This is a genomic window from Selenomonadales bacterium (assembly GCA_017442105.1).
Classification (GTDB): domain Bacteria; phylum Bacillota; class Negativicutes; order RGIG982; family RGIG982; genus RGIG982.
Genome location: JAFSAX010000013.1, coordinates 1 through 21,385, shown reverse-complemented (window position 1 = coordinate 21,385; position 21,385 = coordinate 1). Strand labels below are relative to the sequence as shown.

At 51.8% G+C, this 21,385-nt stretch carries 18 protein-coding genes; 1 reads left to right on the top strand and 17 read right to left on the bottom strand.

Annotated elements, in window-relative coordinates; translation table 11 throughout:
- Positions 1 to 135: 135 nt before the first annotated feature.
- The 7 genes from IJN28_00565 to IJN28_00535 all read right to left on the bottom strand — a co-directional run bounded on the left by IJN28_00565 (position 136) and on the right by IJN28_00535 (position 8,649).
- On the bottom strand, positions 136 to 2,067 hold the full coding sequence (locus IJN28_00565; protein MBQ6712264.1) for a TRAP transporter permease: 1,932 nt from the start codon (positions 2,065 to 2,067) through the stop codon (positions 136 to 138).
- Positions 2,068 to 2,106: 39 nt separating this feature from the next.
- The gene (locus IJN28_00560) at positions 2,107 to 2,592 is read right to left on the bottom strand and encodes a DUF1850 domain-containing protein (protein MBQ6712263.1); all 486 of its coding nucleotides are present in this window, start codon (positions 2,590 to 2,592) and stop codon (positions 2,107 to 2,109) included.
- 57 nt (positions 2,593 to 2,649) lie between these two features.
- The gene (locus tag IJN28_00555; GenBank protein ID MBQ6712262.1) at positions 2,650 to 3,606 is read right to left on the bottom strand and encodes a TAXI family TRAP transporter solute-binding subunit; all 957 of its coding nucleotides are present in this window, start codon (positions 3,604 to 3,606) and stop codon (positions 2,650 to 2,652) included.
- A 158-nt stretch (positions 3,607 to 3,764) separates the two neighbouring features.
- The gene (locus tag IJN28_00550; protein MBQ6712261.1) at positions 3,765 to 4,577 is read right to left on the bottom strand and encodes a metal ABC transporter permease; all 813 of its coding nucleotides are present in this window, start codon (positions 4,575 to 4,577) and stop codon (positions 3,765 to 3,767) included.
- A complete protein-coding gene (locus IJN28_00545; protein MBQ6712260.1) occupies positions 4,574 to 5,377 on the bottom strand; it encodes a metal ABC transporter ATP-binding protein in 804 nt (267 codons plus the stop codon). Before IJN28_00545 ends, IJN28_00550 begins: the two co-directional genes overlap by 4 nt.
- A gap of 181 nt (positions 5,378 to 5,558) precedes the next feature.
- Positions 5,559 to 6,971, bottom strand: a complete 1,413-nt coding sequence (locus IJN28_00540) for an aspartate ammonia-lyase (protein MBQ6712259.1) — start codon at positions 6,969 to 6,971, stop codon at positions 5,559 to 5,561.
- A gap of 241 nt (positions 6,972 to 7,212) precedes the next feature.
- Entirely contained in the window at positions 7,213 to 8,649 is a 1,437-nt protein-coding gene (locus IJN28_00535) for a PLP-dependent aminotransferase family protein (protein ID MBQ6712258.1), read from the bottom strand.
- 123 nt (positions 8,650 to 8,772) lie between these two features.
- Here IJN28_00535 and pdxS point away from each other — a divergent pair, with 123 nt between their 5' ends.
- Positions 8,773 to 9,636: a pyridoxal 5'-phosphate synthase lyase subunit PdxS gene (gene pdxS, locus IJN28_00530; GenBank protein MBQ6712257.1), complete on the top strand. Its 864-nt coding sequence runs from the start codon at positions 8,773 to 8,775 to the stop codon at positions 9,634 to 9,636.
- A gap of 89 nt (positions 9,637 to 9,725) precedes the next feature.
- Here pdxS and secG read toward each other — a convergent pair whose 3' ends face one another.
- The 10 genes from secG to IJN28_00480 form a co-directional block, all read right to left on the bottom strand.
- Positions 9,726 to 9,941, bottom strand: a complete 216-nt coding sequence (gene secG / locus IJN28_00525; protein MBQ6712256.1) for a preprotein translocase subunit SecG — start codon at positions 9,939 to 9,941, stop codon at positions 9,726 to 9,728.
- 145 nt (positions 9,942 to 10,086) lie between these two features.
- Complete coding sequence (locus tag IJN28_00520) at positions 10,087 to 11,292, bottom strand: anaerobic glycerol-3-phosphate dehydrogenase subunit C (GenBank protein ID MBQ6712255.1); 1,206 nt, start codon at positions 11,290 to 11,292, stop codon at positions 10,087 to 10,089.
- The gene (gene glpB, locus IJN28_00515) at positions 11,292 to 12,551 is read right to left on the bottom strand and encodes an anaerobic glycerol-3-phosphate dehydrogenase subunit B (protein MBQ6712254.1); all 1,260 of its coding nucleotides are present in this window, start codon (positions 12,549 to 12,551) and stop codon (positions 11,292 to 11,294) included. The genes IJN28_00520 and glpB overlap by 1 nt, the downstream gene beginning before the upstream one ends.
- Positions 12,548 to 14,155 (bottom strand): anaerobic glycerol-3-phosphate dehydrogenase subunit A, encoded by a 1,608-nt coding sequence (gene glpA, locus IJN28_00510; protein MBQ6712253.1) that lies wholly within the window; start codon positions 14,153 to 14,155, stop codon positions 12,548 to 12,550. The genes glpB and glpA overlap by 4 nt, the downstream gene beginning before the upstream one ends.
- 241 nt (positions 14,156 to 14,396) lie before the next feature.
- The gene (eno, locus tag IJN28_00505) at positions 14,397 to 15,674 is read right to left on the bottom strand and encodes a phosphopyruvate hydratase (protein MBQ6712252.1); all 1,278 of its coding nucleotides are present in this window, start codon (positions 15,672 to 15,674) and stop codon (positions 14,397 to 14,399) included.
- Positions 15,675 to 15,697: 23 nt separating this feature from the next.
- On the bottom strand, positions 15,698 to 17,230 hold the full coding sequence (locus IJN28_00500) for a 2,3-bisphosphoglycerate-independent phosphoglycerate mutase (GenBank protein MBQ6712251.1): 1,533 nt from the start codon (positions 17,228 to 17,230) through the stop codon (positions 15,698 to 15,700).
- Between the two features lie 14 nt (positions 17,231 to 17,244).
- A complete protein-coding gene (locus IJN28_00495; protein MBQ6712250.1) occupies positions 17,245 to 17,994 on the bottom strand; it encodes a triose-phosphate isomerase in 750 nt (249 codons plus the stop codon).
- 37 nt (positions 17,995 to 18,031) lie between these two features.
- Complete coding sequence (locus tag IJN28_00490; GenBank protein MBQ6712249.1) at positions 18,032 to 19,213, bottom strand: phosphoglycerate kinase; 1,182 nt, start codon at positions 19,211 to 19,213, stop codon at positions 18,032 to 18,034.
- Between the two features lie 80 nt (positions 19,214 to 19,293).
- Positions 19,294 to 20,301: a type I glyceraldehyde-3-phosphate dehydrogenase gene (gap, locus tag IJN28_00485; protein MBQ6712248.1), complete on the bottom strand. Its 1,008-nt coding sequence runs from the start codon at positions 20,299 to 20,301 to the stop codon at positions 19,294 to 19,296.
- A 53-nt stretch (positions 20,302 to 20,354) separates the two neighbouring features.
- A complete protein-coding gene (locus IJN28_00480; GenBank protein ID MBQ6712247.1) occupies positions 20,355 to 21,371 on the bottom strand; it encodes a DNA-binding transcriptional regulator in 1,017 nt (338 codons plus the stop codon).
- Between the last annotated feature and the right edge of the window lie 14 nt (positions 21,372 to 21,385).

Sequence of the window (21,385 nt, the reverse complement as noted above, 5' to 3'; positions counted from 1 at the left end):
TCTTCTCCAAGTGTATCCTAAAAAACAAGGCACGTTCCGCGTAAGAAAAGCACCAAAAGACCGCGTAAAATATCTAATATGACAAAAAGATAGCAGCCACAAACGTGTCTGCTATCTTTTTCATCTTACTTAGGCTTACGTACTCATTTTCTTTCTTTTCATAAACTGGATAGCGAATCCGACTGCCAATACGCCAAGACCGATGATATCCGTCATCGCGCCCGGGTCTACCAAGAGAAGACCGCCCGCGAACAGAATGATACGTTCGAGCATACTTGTCGGTGCTACGAAATAGCCGATGAGCGAAGCACTCAGACCGACCATACCGACGAGAGCCGTAGCGACTGCTATAGCGAGCGTAAGCGGTGTCGCATCAATCAAGAGGAGTACCGGCGAGTAGACGAAGATGTACGGTATGAGGAACGCCGCAACAGCCAGCTTCGAGGCATTGATCGCTGTCTTGAGCGGTTTGCCCCCCGATATTGCCGAGCCTGCGAATGCCGCAAGCGCAACAGGCGGCGTGATATCGGCGATAATACCGAAGTAGAATACGAACATATGCGCCGCCAAAACGGGAACGCCGAGCTCAAGCAGTGCAGGAGCTGCGATCGTCGAAGTGATAACGTAGTTCGCCGTCGTCGGAACGCCCATCCCCAAGAGGATAGATGTCAGCATCGTGAAGAACATCGTCGGAAGGAGCGCACCGCCCGACAATTCGATAAGAACGGAAGCCAATTTGAGGCCGACACCCGTTTTCGTAACGACACCGATGATGATACCTGCCGAAGCACATGCAACGACGACACCAAGTACGCCTTTCGAGCCTTTTTCAAGACCCCAGAACAATTCCTTCAAAGATACGCGAGTCGATTTACGAAGTGCGGATGCGATGATAGAAAGCGCGATCGCAACGAGAGCCGCACGCATCGGCGTATAACCGACAACGAGGAGATACACGATAACGATAAGCGGGATCGCCAAGTGGCCTTTCTCTTTGAGGAGCTGCCACGTATTCGGAAGCTCTTCGCGCGGAACACCTTTGAGGTTGTTCTTCTTCGCTTCGAAGTGAACACCAAGCCAGATACCCGTGAAATAGAGAAGTGCAGGGATCGCCGCCGCACCGATGATCTCAATATACGGTACCCCAACGAACTCCGCCATGAGGAACGCCGCCGCACCCATAACAGGAGGCATCAACTGACCGCCTGTCGAAGAAGCGGCCTCTACCGCACCGGCGAAGTTTTTGTGATAACCAAGCTTTTTCATCATCGGGATCGTGAAGCAGCCCGTACCGGCAACGTTCGCGACCGAACTGCCCGATACCGTCCCCATCAGACCGCTCGAGAGAACGGCTACCTTCGCAGGACCACCGCTCGCCCAGCCTGCAACAGCGTTAGCGATATCAATGAAGAACTTACCAAGACCCGTGATCTCCAAGTAGACACCGAACAAAATAAACAGATAGATAAACGTAGCCGATACACCGAGCGGAATACCGAAGATACCTTCCGTCGTGAAGAAGAGATGTCCGACAAGCTCTTCTAAGTCAAGACCGCGATGTGCCATAAGATCGGGCATATACGGACCCAAGAACGCATACGCGAGGAAGAAGCTCGCTACCACGACCATCGGAATACCGACGACACGGCGCGTCGCTTCCAACACCAAGAGAACACCAATAAGACCGAATACCAAGTCCGTACTCGTTACCACACCGGAACGGAGCACGAGCTCATTGTATTCTACCACAATATATGCCGGTGCCGCCGCACCAAGCACAGCCAAGACCCCGTCGATCGGATGAAGGCTCGTACGCGACCAGCCTTTTCGACCGGGGAACAAAACATACACCAAACTGAGAGCAAAGCCTAAATGGACCGCACGCTGAAGATGCGCATCGAGTACACCGAAGATACCCGTATAGAGCTGGAATACCGCGAATAAGATCGCAATGACCGACACGATACATTTCATCATACCGTTGAACTCGCGCCTATTCGATTCCTTGTCGTACTGCTTAAGAACCTCCTCGGCAGTCGCTTCACGTACTTCTGCTTTTTTTGTCATGTATGTCACCACCCTTTCCTTTTCATCATTTCTTTCTCATCATTTCAACCAGATCCAATACCTCGGCTCGACCGTCAGACGAACGAGAGCGCCCTGCGGTGCAAGCTGATAGATCGGATATTCTCTTTCATCAAAAAGAATCGTGAACTGCGCCTCTCTCCCCACACGATAATCGACCGAACGAAACGCAAGATCGAGGTCTGTCAGCTCAAAAAAACCGTCCTTCTGCACAAATGTGCCGTCCTCGGGCAGATACGGCATCCCTACGCCGTACGCTTGATACGCAGTCGATACCTGCACGATCTTTTCCTCGCCGTCCGCGATGATGTAGCGATCGATCACAGGCGCACGATGCACCGAATGGATGAACCGCGTCGCAAACCGCATACCTTCTTCTGCCTTCACCGAAAACACGACCGTATCGTCTGTACGGGCGATCAGATATTCTTCCGAGGCATACCGCCACCCCAAGACGGCCGCAGGCAGAAGGAACACCAGTGCTGCGATAAACAATAATCGTTTCATAGTAAAATAAGACCGGAAGCCGTAAGAATCGACTCCCGGTCTGCTCCTTGAACCAACTTATTCGTTAAAGAATTTTTCTGCACCCGGATTGAGCGTGAGCGACATACCATCACGAGCGCCTTCTTTTGTAATCAAGTTACCAACATTGTGGGAAGCTTTGATTCTGTCAAGATTCGAGTAAAGAGCTTTTGTGATCGCATAGCAATCATCAGCCGACATTTTGTCCGTTACAACGAGCATTGCCATAACTGCAACACCTGCAACGTCTTTTGTCTGACCCGGATAAGTACCTGCCGGGATCACAGATTTCGTATAGAACGGATATTTTGCAACGAGTGCATCAGCTTTGTCCGCATCGACCGGAAGCATTCTTACTGCATTCTGAGCCGCGATGTCCTGGATCGCTGCCGTCGGATAACCTGCCGTCAAGAATGCCGCATCAATGTTGCCGTCTTTGAGGCCGTTAGCCGCTTCGCTGAACGAGAGATACTGTTCGTCGATATCATCATACGTGATACCGTATGCTGCGAGGATCTGTCTTGCGTTCGCTTCAACACCGCTGCCTGCCGCGCCGATCGCTACACGTTTGCCTTTGAGCTGAGAAATGCTCGTGATACCGTCTTTAGCCAACGTAACGATCTGAACGTTTTCCGGATAGAGCGTTGCGATACCTTGGAGGTTCTTAGCTTCTTTGCCTTTGAACATTTCCGTACCCGTCATTGCATAGTACGCGATATCGTTCTGAACGAAACCGATATCAACTTTGCCTTCTTTGAGCAAATTTACGTTCGCAACAGATGCACCTGTGCTCTGTGCGCTGGCGTTCATGCCCGGAACGTTTTTGTTCAATACTTCAGCCATTGCACCACCGAGCGGGTAGTATGTACCTGCTGTACCGCCTGTTGCAATGTTGACGAATTTTTTCTTTTCACCGCCGCAGCCTGCCATGAGTGCCACACATACAACAAGTGCAGTAATTGCTGCCAATACTTTTTGAAGTTTTGTCACTTTCATTGGTGTTTCCCCCTTTTAATTCCTATTTATAATTATGTGATTTTATTATACCGTAAAACGAAACATTTTGAAACGAATTTTTTATGTTTTTCTATGTTTTTTTGTATACACTTCCTCTTGTATACATCATTTGTCCATTTTTGCGCAAATCCTTCCATTTACAATTTCGTTCGAGAACAAAAACGAACAAAAATCGTTATAAGGAATATCACAGATGCCACCAGAACCATCGTCGCACCGGGTGCCGTATCAGCGTAATACGAGATGATAAGCCCTGCCACACCGCTGACCATCGCAAACAAGACCGTCAGCCATTGATACGAACGGATATCAGTCGCAACAGAGCGCGCCGCCGCCGCAGGCAGAACGAGCATCGAATTGATGATGAGGATGCCGACCCACTGTACCGACAACGTGACGACGACTGCCACGAGAGAGGCGAATACCATCTCGGCTTCGAGCGCACGCGCACCACGGCTTCTTGCCAGAAGCGGATTGACGCTTGCCATAAGCAGCGGATGGAATAAGAACACCCACATCACCGCCGTTACGACGAGTACGATACCAATGGCGATCAGATCACTTTCGGTAACGGCCAAGAGGTCGCCGATAAGATATGACGTAAACTTGCCGAAGCTCCCGCCGTGCGACATGATGACGATCCCGAGCGCGACCGCCGTTGAGGAGAATATACCGATGATCGTATCCATGCTGACACGGCTGTTATATTTCATCCACGTGATAAGCCACGCAAATATAACGGCAAAGATCGCCGCCGCCGGGATCGGTGCGATGCCCGCCAACGTCCCGATAGCGATACCCGTAAACGTGCTGTGTCCGAGTGAATCGGAGAAAAACGCCATACGCTGATTGACGACCATCGTCCCGAGAAGACCGAAAAGCGGTGTGATAAGAAGTACGGCAAAAAGTGCATTCTGCATAAAATCATATGTAAGCCAGTCAAGCATCATGCATCGCCCCCTTTTCCGTCATCAACGAGGACTTGTCTGCCGAACGTTTTTATGGCGATAGGGTCGGAAAAGACATCTTTCGGCGCACCCGAGAGCAGCACCTTTTGATTGATAAGAACGATCCTGTCCGAATAACGCGCCGCCAGCTCAAGGTCGTGCGACACGAGAATGATAGACATATCGTACTTGTCGCGAAGATCGGCTACCATCTGATAAAAGAGGTCAAGCCCCATCTGATCGACGCCCGATACAGGCTCATCGAGGAGGAGCAGATTCGGCATCGGCTCCAGTGCAAGTGCAAGCATCACGCGCTGAAGCTCACCGCCCGACAGCACACCAAGCTTCGAATCGAGAAGTTTTTCCGCATCGAACCTTGCCAGACTCTCTCTCGCGAGCTGTTCGGCACGGCGCGACCGTCCAAGCCATACAGGGCGACGCGACAGACACGTCTGAAAGAGATCGCGCACCGTGATAGGCATATCCTTATCGAACGCAAGCTGCTGCGGAACGTAGCCGATCAAAGGCCGCGACACACGCTGATCGTTCGCATTCGTAAAAGAGATCGACCCCGTATGCTTTTCCTCACCGAGTATCGCCTTCAGAAGCGTACTCTTTCCCGCACCGTTCGGCCCTACGATCGTCGTCAGCTCTCCGCAATGGATATGGAGATTCACATCGTCAAGGATCACCTTATCGGACGTTTTTACCGTGAAATTATTGATCTTGATACAGCAGACACCACAACCGCCCGCCGTTTTCTTTTTCGGATGAAACAACTTTTTGATCCGTTTCTTTTCCATGTTACGCCTACTTTCTATGGTATCTTCTTAGTATACCACGAAATGACAGGAAACGTATGAAAAATCGTGTCGATATCTCTGCTTACAGCAGAAAAGACGCTTTATTGCAATACAGAAATTTCCATATGTAACAAAAAGCACGCCTTATGAAAAGGCGTGCTTCATTGCAACAGTTACATGATTATTTTTTTGCTTTGAGAAGAGCTTCACCAGCGATACCCGGTACCGTCATTTCTTCCGGCGAAAGGATGATGTCGATCTCTTCCTGCGTGAGTTTGCCCGATTCGAGTACGAGTTCACGTACCGGACGACCCGTAGCATAAGCCTGTTTAGCGATCATGGAAGATGCTTCATAGCCGATGTGCGGAAGGAGAGCCGTGATGATACCAACACTGCCGTCTACCCATGCCTGGCAACGTTCTACGTTAGCTTCCATTACTTCTACGCAGTATTTCGTGAAGATGATAACTGCGTTGCGAAGGATCTTGAGGGAACGGAAGAGGTTGTAAGCAACGATCGGTTCCATAACGTTGAGTTCGAACTGGCCGTTTTCTACGCCCAAGGAAAGAGCGAGGTCGTTACCGATTACCTGGTAGCAAGTCTGGTCGAGTACTTCCGGAATAACAGGGTTTACTTTACCCGGCATGATGGAGGAACCCGGCTGACGCGGCTGGAGTTTTACTTCAGCAAGACCGCAGCGCGGACCGGAAGCCATCAAACGGAAGTCGTTAGCGATCTTGATAAGACCGAGAGCCGTCGTTTTCATAGCTGCGGAGAGATCTGCGAATACGTCGAGGGACTGCGTACCGTCAACGAGGTCATCAGTCGTGTAGAATGCTTCGCCAGTGATCTCAGCGAGTTCTTTTGCTACTGCTTTGATGTATTCAGGCTGTGCGTTGAGGCCTGTACCAACAGCCGTTGCACCCATGTTGATAGCGAGAAGAGCTTTCTGTGCTTCACGAACACGTGCTACACCGCGGAGTACGACCGACTGGTAAGCATGGAGTTCCTGACCAAGCGTGATGGGTACTGCGTCCTGAAGGTGCGTACGACCCATTTTGAGGACGGATTTGTATTCTTCGCTTTTTGCACCGAGTGCATCAGCAAGACCCTGGAGAGCGTCGATCAAAAGGTTTGCTTTATGTACTGCACAAACTTTGATGGAAGTCGGGCCGGAGTCGTTCGTGGACTGTGCCATGTTGGAATGGTTGTTCGGGGAGATAACAGCGTAGTTACCTTTTTTCTCACCGATCAATTCGAGTGCACGGTTCGAGAGGATCTCGTTCATGTTCATGTTGAAGGAAGTACCTGCACCACCCTGGATCGGGTCTACCGTGAAGTGTTCGTGCAATTTGCCGGAGATCACTTCATCAGCTGCTGCACAGAGTGCATTACCGATTTTCGGATCGAGACGGCCCGTCGACATGTTTGCTCTTGCAGCCGCTTTTTTAACTTTTGCGAAAGCTACGATGAAGTCGGAATCAGCGCGTTCTTCCGTGATTTTGAAGTTTTCCATAGCACGCATCGTCTGCACGCCATAGTACGCTTCATCGGGTACTGCTACATCGCCTAAGAAATCGTGTTCAATTCTCATTTTAAATCTCCTCCAATATATTTATATTATTTGGGGTTTGATATCTTCTTGACATTTTTATTGTACTGGATGTCAGGCGAAAAATCGAACCCCACTTTTTGCGGAAAAAAGACAGTTTTCTCTGTTTTCCTCTATTTTTCACTTATTTTCTACCGTTTCCTCGGCTTTGAACTTTTTGTATTTTGTATTTTGTATACATTTATATTATCGTTTACCATTTATCATGCTTTGGTTTTTGTTTTTATTTTTTTGTTGATTCTGTTATCACATTTCCGATACTGCGCACCCCTTCAGCCAGTCTTACCCCTTCTTCGGCGGCAAAACTGACGCGCAGGAAGCTGTCATGGCCGGTACTGACAAAAAATGCCGAGCCTTCCTGCACGAGAACACCGCGCTCTGCAAGTGTTTGGGCAGTGCGTTTGGCTGATATCCCGCTTGGCAGTCGGAGCCAATATGTCAGCCCGCCGCGTGCAGGGTATACGGTGACGGTATCGGGCAGATACTTGTGAAGAAGCGCTGCCATTTCTTCGCGGCGCGCGCGATAGACGTTGTAGATGCTGCGGCTGTGCTTTGCCCAGATGCCGTTTCGAAGGTACAGGTCGAAGGCGCGTTGCGTCAGCCCTGCCGTCGAGCCGTCCGATTGCTGTTTGACGGCAAGAATGTGGGTACGTTTGCGTTTCGGTACGACGAGGAATCCGAGGCGAAGTCCGGGCATGAACATCTTGGAGAAGCTCTTGCAGTAGATGACGCGCTCGTCACGGTCGAGTGCTTTGAGCGGCGCCATTTTCTCGTCGGAGTAGTCGAGTTCGCTGATGTAGTCGTCTTCTAAGATGAGCGTCTGATACCGTCTGGCAAGTCCGAGCAGGCGATTTTTTTTAGCACTAGCGTACGAGTAGCCTGTCGGGTTCTGGATATTCGGCATGACGTAGATGAGTTTGGGGCGAAAACGGCGGAGCGCATCTTCAACAGCATCCATGTCAATACCGTCTTCTGTCATCGGTGCGTCGATGATCTTCGCACCGCGCGAGCGAAAGGCTCCGATGGCACCTGCGTAGGTGGGTCTTTCCACAAGTACATAGTCACCAAATGAGAGGACGGCTTTGGCAACGATGTCGATGCCCTGCTGTGCGCCCGAGATGATGTGGACATCGTCTGCCGTGGCACGAACACCGCATTTTGTCAAATAGCCTGCCATTGCCTGACGGAGCGGATAGTACCCCTGCCCGTCTTGGTATCCGAACGCATACCCACCGTCACGGTCGAGGACTTCGTTGATGACGCGTTTGAAGTCGGTTACACGGATATACTCGGGCGACGGCGATGCCGAGAGGAGGTCGATGCCGTCACCTGCAGGCGTCATATGCGGCAGGAAAGTGCTTTCTTCGCGCGTATCTTCACGCTCGTCCGACTGCATGAGGATATCTGTGACATAAAATCCGCTCCCCCGTTTGGCTCTGATGTAGCCGTTTTTTTCGAGGAGGCGATACGCGCTGACGACAGTGCCTGCATTGATGCCTGTTTCTGCGGCAAGTCTGCGCACAGGCGGCAGAAGATATCCTTCGGTCAGCTGTCCGCACAGGATGGCTTCACGAAGTACGTCGTAGAGCTGAACGTAGAGTGATGTTTTTCCGTTTCTGTCTAATTGTATCGATACAAAACTAAAAAGTTCTTCTTTCATATAGCATCACTCCTTTCTTTATGCTATACTTGCAAAAATTTTGGCATATATTAGATAAATTGTATTGATACAATTCTATCATATAAGGTTCGCCAAAACAAGCAAAGGAGTGTTTTTATAAAGATGGACAGATTTGAAAATGAGTTGATGCATCGTTTGACGGGCGGTGTTATCATGGATGTTACGACACCTGAGGAGGCACGCATCGCTGAGAAGGCGGGTGCATGCGCGGTCATGGCACTTGAGCGTGTGCCTGCCGATATTCGTCGCGAGGGCGGTGTGTCGCGTATGAGCGATCCAAAAATGATACGCGAGATACAGCGTGCTGTGTCTATTCCTGTGATGGCGAAGTGTCGTATCGGTCATTTTGTTGAAGCGCAGGTGCTTGAGGCTCTCGGCATTGATTGTATCGATGAGAGCGAGGTGCTCACACCTGCTGATGATCGGTATCATATCGATAAGACGAAGTTTACTGTACCGTTCGTCTGTGGTGCGCGTGATCTCGGTGAGGCACTTCGCCGTATCGGAGAGGGTGCGTTGATGATCCGTACGAAGGGCGAGGCAGGCACGGGCAATATCGTTGAGGCAGTTCGTCATATGCGGGCTGTGACTGCCGATATCCGCCGTGTGCAGGTGGCTTCGTCAGATGAGCTTTCGTCGCTGGCGAAGGAGCTTTCTGCACCGCTCGAACTGCTTCAGTATGTACGTGTAAGCGGCCGCCTCCCTGTCGTGAATTTTGCGGCGGGCGGTATTGCAACGCCTGCTGATGCAGCGCTGATGATGCAGCTCGGCTGTGACGGTGTGTTCGTCGGGTCGGGTATCTTCAAGTCGTCCGATCCGCCGAAACGAGCGCGTGCTATTGTCGAAGCGGTTCGTAACTTTACCGATGCAAGCCGTATCGCTGCGCTGTCGGAAGCTCTCGGAGAGGCGATGGCAGGTATCGATATCGCGACGCTTTCCCATTCTGAGCGTATGGCATCCCGATAAGAAAAAGACGACCACAATGGGTCGTCTTTTTCTTATCGATTCGGGCATAAAAAAAGCGTACTCAACAGAGTACGCTTTTATGCCTTATGTTATGCAGCCATTTTTGCAATGATGACCGTCAAGATCGCGAAGATCGCACCGAATACCATCGTGAGTTTCGACAAGAGTGCGTCCATACCGCCCGCTTTGCCGCCGAATACGGTATCAGCCGCGCCACCGATAGAACCGCCCATACCTGCGCTTTTACCGGATTGTAATACGATCGTAGCGATCAAAATAACTGCAATGATTGCATCAATTACCATCAATACTGTCAACAACAGTAATACACCTCCAACTTTCCTATCTGTTTCATTCTATCATAGCGAGAAGCTGTGTGCAATGATTTATTTTTGCTTTTTGGTGATAAAAGCGGTCTGCCATGACAGCAGACCGCCGTTTATGCTGTTTTTATTTCGCTGCGTATGCGCGAGCAACGATCTGTACGGGGTGAAGCGTCTGTACGCTTGCACCGTCACCGATCTGAAGACGGCACGTACCGCAGTCGCTGATGACTGTTTTGACACCTGCCTGACGGATACGGCCAAACAGTTTTTCACCGATCTTAAGGGAGATCTCGCGTTTGTTCGCCTGCATACCGTAGCTGCCGGACATACCACAGCAGCCTGCTGCCGCGTTTTCTACGCTGTAGCCGGGGATCATGCTGAGGATGTCGAGTGCCGGAAGACCCATGCCTTGCGCACGGAGGTGGCACGGTGCATGGTAGAGCATCGTGTCTTTGACTTCGCCAAAGTTCGTGTTGAGTTTGCCTTCATCGTCGAGCATGGAGAGGAATTCCATGATGTCGTAGATGTTTTCGGCGTTTTTGTCCATACCTTCGTGGTGGAAGAGTTCTTGGTATTCCTGTTTGAGCATAAGACCACAGCTCGTGCAAGCCGTGATGACAGGATATCCTTTTGCGCGCCATTTATTCATGAGGCTCGTGTTTTTGCGGGCGTTTTCGTTTGCTTCGCCGAGGTAACCGCCGACTACGAGCGGAGAACCACAGCATACGAATTCTTCATCAACGAGGACTTCATAGCCGTTGGCTTGGAGGACTTTGACAACGTCCATACCGATCTCGGGCTGGTTGAAGTTGATCGTACAGCCCGGGTAGAATACGACTTTTTTATCAAACGATTTTTGTTTGAACGATTTGAACTGTTTGTAGAACGTGGTGGATGCATAGGACGGAAGCGGAGCTTTGCTGCTGATGCCGACCATGTCCATCATGCCGAGGCTTTTACCAAGACCCATACCGAGGTTGACGATCGATGCCGCGCCCGGGAAGCGAGCGAGGAGTTTACCCATCTGTTCGCCGTGAGCCATCATTTTACGGCCTTGCGGTTCCGGTTTGCCTTCCCACATTTTCGCACGCGCTTTCATGTTGAGCGTGGAGATGGGAACGCCCGACGGGCAGGAGATGTCACAGTTTTTGCAGTTGGAGCAGAAGTCGAGCGACACATCGTCTTGCGGAGAGAGAAGACGAAGACGTTCGGATGCAGGGCCCGAGAGTTTCGGACCGCGATATTCACGGACGACTTCGGCTACGGGGCAGTGTGCCACGCAGACGGTACAAGCTGTACAAAGGTCCGGGTTTATTACATGTTTACTCATTAAGCTTTACCTCCTTTTACAATGAGCGAAGCCGCTTTGTATGCGGAAGTGAGGGCAACACCGTTACCCGATTTTTCGAAGCAGAAGTCATAGCCTGCGAGGTTACGGCCGACTACGCGGACGTTCGGATAGATGACTGCACCTTTTTCGTCAACCGGCTGAAGTGCTTCGTTGACTGCGATACCGATCATTGCGAACGGCTGTTTGGCATCGGAGAACATTTTTGCGTTCGTCCAATCTTCTACTCTGGCAGGTGCTACGATCGGAAGGTCGAATACGACTTCTTTTACGTTTTCTTGATCTGCCGTAAGGCCTGCACCGTAGAAACCGCCGCTTGCGAGAACGAATTCGTCTGCACGATACGTGCGCTGACGACCGAAGTCTTTCGTCGTGACAGCTACGATCTTGCCGTTTTCTGCGATACAGCCGCATACGTGCGCTTTTTCGATGAATACGACGCCCTGTTTGCGGAGGATGCCGAGCATGAGCTCACGAAGACGGATACCCGTAACGGACGGAGCAACTGCCGCACATTCTACGAGCGGTGCACCGACTTGTTTCGTGATATCGTCGAGTGCGACGTACGATGCGTGCGTACCGAGGATCGGCGGTACGATGAAGCATACATCTTTGCCTGCTTTCGATTTGAGAGCTGCGGCAAACATCGTGCGTACTTCACCGCGGTCGAGAAGACGAGCCGTGTCGTATGCCGTCATGTCGCGGCCGCTTTTTTCGAGCTGGGGTACTTTGACCGTTTCGATCGTTTTATTCGGGAAGAGAAGACCGAGGTTTTTCGCCGCCATCACAGCGGAGAAGTCTTTGAGTCCTTCGAGGTCTACTACGACGAGTTTTTTCGCCGATTCCATTTTGCTTGTGTCCATCGTGCGCGGAACGAAAGCAGTCGGTTTGAGCGTGCCGACAGCCGTCGGGATCCATTTCATTTCATCAAGGGAGCCCTGATAAGCATAGCCTTCGGCCGATGCCATTTTACCGAAAACCTCCATTGCTTCGGCAACTGTTTCTGCGCCGATGAAGGTGTACGGGTGACCTTCGGGTGCGTTTTTGACACCTTCGATCGGAGTTGCGAACGGTACGTTGCCGTCTGCATAACCCATGATATCTACGATACCGCCGCCGATCGTAAGCGAACCTGCGCCGTACGAGAGGACGGTTACTTTTTTACCGTTTTGAGCAGCGACTGCTGCGGCGAACAAGCCGGCAAGGCCGCCGCCGATGACAACTACATCACTTTTCTTCATTTTTTCATCGCTCCGTTCACATTTAATGTGCCTTCATAGATGCCGCGCGTCAATTCCGTTTCACGGATCGCGTTGCCCCAGAGGACGTGGCGGATACCTTTCCAACGCGCTTCAATGAAGTCTTTGAGGAGTTCTTTGCTGTCCTGACCATTCGTCAGATCGTTCGCTACCATCGTGCCGACCGTACGGTATGTGCAGAATGCGCCCTGACAAGTGCCCATGCCCATACGCGTTTTACGGCGAACATCGCTAAGCGTGAAGCTCGTGGAGTCTGCCGCTGCTTCTTCTACTTCGGCGAGCGTTACGTTTTCACATTCGCAAACGAGCTGACGCGAGTTCGGCTGTTTTTCGAGCTTGTCAACGACGCGGGAGAGGCCTTCTGCGCCAAGACGGGATGCCGCAAGGCTTGCACCGTGTACCGGGAAGAATTTTTTCGCGCGATCCATGAGTGCATCAGACGGATCTTCTACGATATCTTCTTCTGCCGTACGGCACGGCGTTTTGTTGCCGAGGTATTCGCATACCATGTCAACCGCTTTTTCTGCCATCAAGCGATACGTCGTGAACTTACCGCCTACGATGCTGATGAAGCCTTTAAGACCATCATGTGCATGGTCAAGCGTTACGAAACCGCGCGAAGCACCGCGGCCTTTTGCGTTCGGGTCGGCGCTGTAGAGCGGACGCGTACCCGTGAAGGCGCGGAGGATGCGGTAGTCGTCGATATTTTCGAAAAGAACGCGGCCGATGTTGAGAAGCTTTTTGACTTCTTCGACGGACGGTTCTGTATCGTCTGCTTTGTCTGCCGCCATCGAGGTCGTACCGAGAATGGTGATCGAACCGTGCGGAACGAAGATGTCACCGTCGGATGCCTGATGAAGACGGTTGATAACACGGCTGGCGATACGATGGTTGAACGCGATGAGCGTTCCTTTGTCCGGCTGTACGCCAACTTGAAGACCTGCTTTTGCGGCAAGTTCACCTGCCCAAGAGCCTACTGCACTGATAACGAAATCACAAGCGATGTTTTCTTCTTTGCCTGTGAAGTAGTCACGAACTGTTACGCCCGTTACCTGACCGTTCGTCGAGTTGATGCGAACGACTTCCGTATACGTGCGTACTTTGGCACCGTAACGACGAGCAGACGCTACATTTTGCCATACCATGCGGAAACCGTCGATCGCCGCATCGGGAACGCGATATACTGCTTTGATCTTCGGGCTGAGGTTCGGTTCTAAGCGAAGTGCTTCTTCGACCGAGATCTGTACTGCGGAGATACCGCAATTTTTACAGCCTTCTACCCATTTTGCTTCAAAATCTTCAGGGTCTTCGACCGTACGAACGAAGAAGCCTTCTGTTGCTTCTACGCAATGACGACCAATACGACGAAGGATCGTATTTTCCTCAATACATTCGCGGCCTGCTTCCGCATCTTTTACCGCATAACGTGCACCACTGTGAAGTAGTCCATGATAACGCGAGCTTGTACCGTGTGCCAAGTCACGTTGTTCGATGAGCATAGCATCTACACCGCGCATTGCGAGGTCGCGAAGAATACCAACGCCCGTTGCACCGCCACCGATGACGATTGCTGTTACTTTTTCCATCGTTTTCTCTCCTTACCGTTCAGATTTAAAAAAAAAGAGGAAACCCAAAAACAGGCCACTATCTAAGTCACCTTGTTCTATGGAGATTCTCTCTATTCTCATCCATTCCATATGAGTCTGTCTTCGCTTTTAGCATACCACAAAAAAATCTTTGTGCCTATCCCAAAAGTGAATTTTTTATACATTTTTTTCGATTTTTTCAAAGAAAAACGGCCGACACAATTGTGTCGGCCGTGCCTGTTTACCTGTTATTGACAAGGACGGATTTTCCTGCATATTCCGCCATGTCACCGAGCTCTTCTTCGATACGCAGAAGTCGGTTATATTTGGCAACGCGCTCGCTTCTGGCAGGTGCGCCTGTCTTAATAAACGGCGCACTCACGCCGACGGCGAGGTCGGCGATGAAATCGTCTTCGGTTTCACCGCTTCGATGCGAGATGATGATACTGTATCCTGCCGCCTCTGCCATGCGGATGGCGTAGAGCGTTTCGGAGAGGGTGCCGATCTGGTTCGGCTTGACGAGGAGCGCATTTCCCGCCCGCTCGCGTGTGCCGCGCGCGATACGGCTTGGGTTCGTCGTAAAGAGATCGTCTCCGACGAGTCGGATGCGCCGTCCGAGCCGTGCAGTCATTGCCTGCCAGCCGTGCCAGTCGTCTTCGGCAAGTCCGTCTTCGATGGAGAGGATGGGATAGCGCGAGATCAGACTGTCATAGTAGTCAATGAGTGCGTCCGAGGTCATCTCACGACCTTCGAACGTGTAACGCCCATCATGGCAGAATTCGCTGGCGGCGACATCGAGTGCCAAACATACGTCGCGCCCCGCCACATAGCCTGCTTCGTCGATAGCAACCATAAGATAGCGGAGCGCGTCTTCATTTGATCTGAGGTTCGGGGCATAGCCGCCTTCATCACCGACGGTCGTTGCCATACCTTCTTGTTTTAACACTTTTCGCAGGGTGTGGTATACTTCCGCACCGATGCGCAGTGCCTGCCCGAAGCTCGTCGCTCCCACAGGCACGATCATATATTCCTGGATATCAACATTGTTGTCGGCGTGCTGTCCGCCGTTGAAGATGTTCATCATCGGTACAGGCAGTCTTCCTGCACGAAGACCGCCGATATACCGATAAAGAGGTATCCCTGCATGTGTTGCCGCGGCTCTGGCAACAGCAAGGCTTATACCCAATAAGGAATTGGCACCGAGATTCGACTTGTTCGCCGAACCGTCCGCACGGATCATCTCGCTGTCGATGAGAAGCTGACTTTCCGCTTCTTGTCCGACGATATGCGAGCGCAGTGTGCGGTTGACGTTATCTACGGCACGAAGAACGCCTTTGCCGCCATAGCGAGCGTGTTCTCCGTCACGCAGTTCTATCGCTTCCGATGCCCCTGTGGAAGCACCCGACGGAACAGATGCACGCGCACGCACACCGCCCGCTAAGGTGACTTCGACTTCAACAGTCGGATTGGCACGAGAATCAAGTACTTCACGAGCAAAAACATCTTGGACGATCGTCACATGATACGCCTCCTTAAGGAGCCTTATTTTTGCTGAAACAAGTTGATTCCTGTCATCTCATCAGGTGCTGTCATGCCGACAAGACCGAGCATCGTCGGCGCGATATCGGCAAGCTTACCTTCCGAGAGGGTTCCTTCTCCTGCACCGCATACGATGAACGGTACTTGGTTCGTCGTATGTGCGGTAAATGGTTCGCCGGTTTCGCCGTCTACCATCTGGTCGGCATTGCCGTGGTCTGCCGTGACGCAGACCTTACCGCCGACAGAGAGCATCGCTTGAACGACGCGGCCGACACATTCATCGACCGTTTCGACAGCTTTTACAGCCGCTTCGAATACGCCCGTGTGACCGACCATATCGCCGTTGGCGAAATTGAGGATGATGAAGTCATACGCTTTTTTCTCGATCTCGGCGACGACTTTTTCCGTTACGCCGTACGCGCTCATTTCCGGCTGGAGATCGTACGTTGCGACCTTCGGCGACGGTACGAGGATACGGTCTTCTCCTTCATTCGGCTCTTCGTTGCCGCCATTGAAGAAGAACGTAACGTGCGCATATTTTTCCGTTTCGGCGATGCGAAGCTGTTTGAGCCCTGCTTTTGCGACTACTTCACCGAGCGTGTTCACAAGATACTGCGGACGATACGCGACTTCTACGTCGAGCGATTCTTCGTACTGCGTCATCGTTGCGAAATAGACAGGGAAACAGCCGTTCGGGCGAACGAAGCCGTCGAACGACGCATCACAGAACGTGCGCGTGAGCTGGCGTGCGCGGTCGGGACGGAAGTTGAAGAAAATGACGCTGTCACCCTCTTTGATCGCCTCACCGCCGTCGATCACGGTCGGAAGGACAAATTCGTCCGTCGTACCTGCCGCATACGAGTTTTCGATAGCCGTCTTGGCATCGACAGCCACTTCACCTTCACGGCATACCATTGCACGGTACGCTTTTTCAACACGTTCCCAGCGTTTATCTCTGTCCATCGCGTAGTAACGACCTGCGATCGTCGCGATCTTACCTACGCCGATCTCTGCCATTTTTGCTTCAAGTTCTTCTGCGAACACGGCGGCAGACGACGGCGGTACGTCACGACCGTCAAGGAACGCGTGTACATATACGCGGTCGATGCCCTGCTGTTTCGCAAAAGCGAGAAGTGCGTAGAGATGCGTGTTGTGGCTGTGTACGCCACCGTCCGAGAGAAGTCCCATCAGGTGGAGCGCACTGCCGTTTTTCTTCGCATGATCGGCAGCCGCCAAAAGGACGGGATTGGTGAAAAAGTCGCCGTCTTTGATGGCTTTCGTAATGCGTGTCAATTCTTGATATACGATACGGCCTGCGCCGATGTTAAGATGGCCGACTTCGGAGTTGCCCATCTGTCCGTCGGGAAGACCGACCGCCTCGCCCGAAGCAGAAAGACGAGTATTCGGATACTCTTTAAAAAGCGCATCCATACACGGTGTGTTTGCCGCGCTGATGGCATCGGAAGCATCGCCTTCACGACCAAAGCCCCAGCCATCGAGAATAAGAAGCGCGATAGGCGCATTCGGTTTCGTCATGTTCTTCACCTGTATTAGTATTTTACGATCTGGCTGAAGCTATCCGCTTTGAGTGCAGCACCGCCGACGAGCGCGCCGTCGATGTCGCTTTTGCCCATGATCTCAGCCGCGTTATCGGCTTTGACGCTGCCGCCATACTGGATACGCATTTCGTTTGCACATTCTTCGCAGAAGAGTTCTGCTACTTTATTTCTGATAAGCGCGCAGACTTCGTTTGCCTGATCGGCAGTTGCCGTACGGCCCGTACCGATCGCCCATACAGGTTCGTATGCGATAACGAGCTGTTTGATCTGTTCGCCCGTAAGACCTACGAGTGCTTTTTCTACCTGCGTGCTGATGACCTGAGGCATGATGCCGCCTTCACGTTCTTCGAGCGTTTCGCCTACGCAGAGGATCGGCGTAATGCCGTTCGCAAATGCCGTGAGGACTTTTTTGTTGACCGTTTCGTCCGTTTCAGCGAAATACTGACGACGTTCGCTGTGGCCGATAAGGACATATTCTACGCCCATGTCGAGGAGCATGTCAGCGGAGATCTCGCCCGTGTAAGCACCGCTTTTTTCCCAGTGAAGATTCTGTGCACCGAGAGCGATGTTCGTGCCTTTGACAGCTTCGCCGATCGCACCGAGGATCGTGAACGGTACGCAAACGACGATCTGACGATCTTTTACGTCAGCAACGAGTGCTGCAAGGTCTTTGACGAGCGCTTTGCCTGCTGCCGTCGTGTTATTCATTTTCCAGTTGCCTGCAATGATAGGTGTACGCATAATAATGAGTTCCTCCTGTTCTTTCAGTCAAAATTTCTTATTTATCGGCAAGTGCCGCGATACCCGGGAGCACTTTGCCTTCGAGGAACTCGAGGGACGCACCGCCGCCCGTGGAGATGTGCGTGATCTGGTCGGAAAGACCTGTTTTCTGGAGTGCGGAAATGGAGTCGCCGCCGCCTACTACGCTCGTTGCATCAGATGCCGCTACTGCTTTGGCAACAGCCGTCGTACCGTGTGCGAAAGCGTCCATTTCAAATACGCCCATCGGACCGTTCCATACGACTGTTTTCGCATCAGCGAGCGATGCCGCATAAGCCTTAGCTGTTTCTTCACCGATATCGAGTGCCATCCAGTCTGCAGGGATCTCGTCGATCGCTACGTTTTTGTGGTCTGCATCGGGAGCGAAACGGTCTGCTACGACCATATCCGTCGGAAGAAGAAGATTGACGCCCGTTTCTTTTGCTTTTGCGATGAGCTGACGAGCAAGGTCGAGCTTGTCTTCTTCGAGAAGCGATTTACCGACCGAGTAGCCCTGTGCCGCTACGAACGTGTTAGCCATACCGCCGCCGATGATGAGCGTGTCGACTTTCGTCAAGAGATTGTCGATAACACCGATCTTATCGGATACTTTGGCACCGCCGATGATCGCTACGAACGGACGAACCGGGTCTGCTACTGCCTGACCGACGAATTTAATTTCTTTTTCCATGAGGTAGCCTGCTACCGCCGGGATGAATTTCGTGATGCCTTCTACGGAAGCATGTGCACGGTGCGATACACCGAACGCATCGTTGACTGCCACATCAGCGAGCGATGCGAGTGCTTTTGCGAATTCGGGATCATTTTTTTCTTCTTCTTTGTGGTAACGAAGGTTTTCGAGAAGAAGGACTTCGCCGCCTTTAAGTTCGGCTGCCATTTTGCTTACTTCTTCACCTACGCAGTCGGGAGCGAGTTTGACTTCGCGGCCGAGAAGCTCACCGAGGCGCACAGCAACAGGGGCGAGCGTGAACTCGGGCACACGCTGTCCTTTCGGTCTGCCGAGATGGCTGCCGAGGATCACTGCCGCGCCCTGATCTAAGAGATAGTTGAGCGTCGGAAGTGTTGCACGAACGCGCGTATCGTTCGTGATGACACCGTCTTTCATCGGTACGTTGAAGTCAACGCGAACGAATACTTTTTTGCCCTGTACATTAACGTCTTGAATCGTTTGTTTATTCATCGTTTCATATACCTCCAAAAAGGGCCACCTCGAAAAGTGACCCTTTTTTACTTTATTCATTTATATTGTTGTGCTGAGAATTACAGACCTTTGGAAGCGATGTAGGAAGCAAGGTCGAGAACGCGGTTGGAGTAACCCCATTCGTTGTCGTACCAGGATACAACTTTGACCATGTTGTCTTCGATGACCATCGTGGAAAGACCATCAACGATGGAGGAATTTGCATTGCCGCAGAAATCTTTCGATACGAGCGGTTCATCCGTGTAACCGAGTACACCTTTGAGTTCGCCTTCAGCAGCTTCTTTGAGTTTTGCATTGATTTCTTCAGCCGTTGCCGGTTTTTCGAGCTCTGCTACGAGGTCTACTACCGATACGTTCGGCGTCGGAACGCGCATTGCGAAACCGTTGAGTTTGCCTTTGAGTTCCGGAAGAACGAGTGCTACGGCACGAGCTGCGCCCGTCGTCGTCGGGATGATGGACTGACCTGCTGCGCGCGCACGACGGAGGTCTTTGTGCGGGAGGTCGAGGATTCTCTGGTCATTCGTGTAAGCGTGAACCGTCGTCATCAAACCGCGTTTGATACCGAAGTTGTCGTTGAGGACTTTTGCGAACGGAGCAAGGCAGTTCGTCGTGCAGGATGCGTTGGAGATAACGTGGTGGTTAGCCGCATCATATTTGTCATGGTTAACGCCCATTACGATCGTGATGTCTTCTTCTTTCGCCGGAGCGGAGATGATAACTTTTTTCGCGCCTGCTGCGAGATGAGCGGCTGCTTTGTCTCTCTGCGTGAAACGACCCGTCGATTCAACAACGATGTCTACGCCGAGTTCGCCCCACGGCAATTTTGCCGGGTCCATTTCAGCGATAACTTTGATCTCTTTGCCGTTTACGTAGATGCAGTTTTCGCCTGCTTTTACTTCAGCATCGAAAATGCCATGTACAGAGTCATATTTGAGAAGGTGCGCAAGCGTTTTAGCGTCCGTAAGATCGTTGATCGCTACGATCTCGATGTCTGCTTTCGCCAAGGATGCGCGGAATACGTTGCGGCCGATACGGCCAAAACCATTGATACCAATTTTAGTTGCCATTGGAAACTCCCCCTATAAATAAAATTTGATTGTGTTGATAATGCTTGTAAGAGTTATATGATAGACTGAATCGTCTGTGCCGCGGCTTCATCGAGGATCAGGATATCCTGTCTGCGCGCGCGAACGACGGAAAGGATCGCTTCGGCTTTGGCTTTGCCGCCCGCCACTGCGATGACCTTGCCGATCTGTTCGAGATCGTTCAGTCGTAACCCTACGCTGTTGGTGACGTACTTACATTCGCCGTCCATGTTGAAATAATGGCCGAGCGTTTCGCCGACACATTCTGTCGTGATGTGATCGATGACGTTTTGGGGAAGCTCTCGCCTCCGCGCCATCGTGTCGGCACGTCCGATACCGTGTACGAGGATATCGGCACGTTTCATCAAATTGACGACAGCCATCGTTGACTGGTCGCTGGCAAGGACTGCTTCGAGCGCTTCGTCGCTTAGGTTATCGGCTACGTGGAGTAGGCGATATGTCCCACCAAGCTTTGCCGCAAGAACTGCCGCGACAAGATTCGCCTGATACTGCACCTGCTCACCAAGGCCGCCGCGTGACGGTACTACGGTGATACCCGAAAACGACTGGTTGACTTTGCCGGCAAGGTCTGCCATCGTCGAACCACCGCTGACAGCTACGATCATATTATCCTCGAGCGATTCGGTTAATATGCGCGCCGCTGTGCGTCCAAGCTCCGAGAATACGGCAGGGTCTTTTTCGCTGTCACCCGGCACGACGACGACGCGACTGAGTCCGAGCGACCCTTCGAGCGACTCTTCAAGGACTGCCAGCCCGTGAAGCGCACCGACATAGTCGGCAAGCTCGGTAAGCATCCTCTGACCGTCTTTTGTGATACGCATACCGACGGCAGAAAAGTCGATAAGCCCTGCATCTTTTAAAAACTCCACATCCGAACGAACAACGCGCTCGCTGAGCTTCAGAAGAGCCGACAGCGCTCTCCTTCCGATCGGCTGTGCGTGCTGGATATGTTTCAATATGTTGTAGCGGTCTTCGATCTGCTCGACCAATTCGGGCGCAATCTTGCGCTGCAACTGTATCATTTTTTCCATGCTGTTGTTCCTTT

Coding starts and splice junctions, on each gene's coding strand:
- IJN28_00545 (MBQ6712260.1), bottom strand. CDS start 5,377: ATGGAAAAGAAACGGATCAAAAAGTTGTTTCATCCGAAAAAGAAAACG.
- IJN28_00565 (MBQ6712264.1), bottom strand. CDS start 2,067: ATGACAAAAAAAGCAGAAGTACGTGAAGCGACTGCCGAGGAGGTTCTT.
- IJN28_00555 (MBQ6712262.1), bottom strand. CDS start 3,606: ATGAAAGTGACAAAACTTCAAAAAGTATTGGCAGCAATTACTGCACTT.
- IJN28_00550 (MBQ6712261.1), bottom strand. CDS start 4,577: ATGATGCTTGACTGGCTTACATATGATTTTATGCAGAATGCACTTTTT.
- IJN28_00495 (MBQ6712250.1), bottom strand. CDS start 17,994: ATGCGTACACCTATCATTGCAGGCAACTGGAAAATGAATAACACGACG.
- IJN28_00490 (MBQ6712249.1), bottom strand. CDS start 19,213: ATGAATAAACAAACGATTCAAGACGTTAATGTACAGGGCAAAAAAGTA.
- IJN28_00540 (MBQ6712259.1), bottom strand. CDS start 6,971: ATGAGAATTGAACACGATTTCTTAGGCGATGTAGCAGTACCCGATGAA.
- glpA (MBQ6712253.1), bottom strand. CDS start 14,155: ATGGAAAAAGTAACAGCAATCGTCATCGGTGGCGGTGCAACGGGCGTT.
- gap (MBQ6712248.1), bottom strand. CDS start 20,301: ATGGCAACTAAAATTGGTATCAATGGTTTTGGCCGTATCGGCCGCAAC.
- IJN28_00500 (MBQ6712251.1), bottom strand. CDS start 17,230: ATGACGAAACCGAATGCGCCTATCGCGCTTCTTATTCTCGATGGCTGG.
- IJN28_00535 (MBQ6712258.1), bottom strand. CDS start 8,649: ATGAAAGAAGAACTTTTTAGTTTTGTATCGATACAATTAGACAGAAAC.
- IJN28_00560 (MBQ6712263.1), bottom strand. CDS start 2,592: ATGAAACGATTATTGTTTATCGCAGCACTGGTGTTCCTTCTGCCTGCG.
- IJN28_00480 (MBQ6712247.1), bottom strand. CDS start 21,371: ATGGAAAAAATGATACAGTTGCAGCGCAAGATTGCGCCCGAATTGGTC.
- secG (MBQ6712256.1), bottom strand. CDS start 9,941: ATGGTAATTGATGCAATCATTGCAGTTATTTTGATCGCTACGATCGTA.
- IJN28_00520 (MBQ6712255.1), bottom strand. CDS start 11,292: ATGAGTAAACATGTAATAAACCCGGACCTTTGTACAGCTTGTACCGTC.
- pdxS (MBQ6712257.1), top strand. CDS start 8,773: ATGGACAGATTTGAAAATGAGTTGATGCATCGTTTGACGGGCGGTGTT.
- glpB (MBQ6712254.1), bottom strand. CDS start 12,551: ATGAAGAAAAGTGATGTAGTTGTCATCGGCGGCGGCCTTGCCGGCTTG.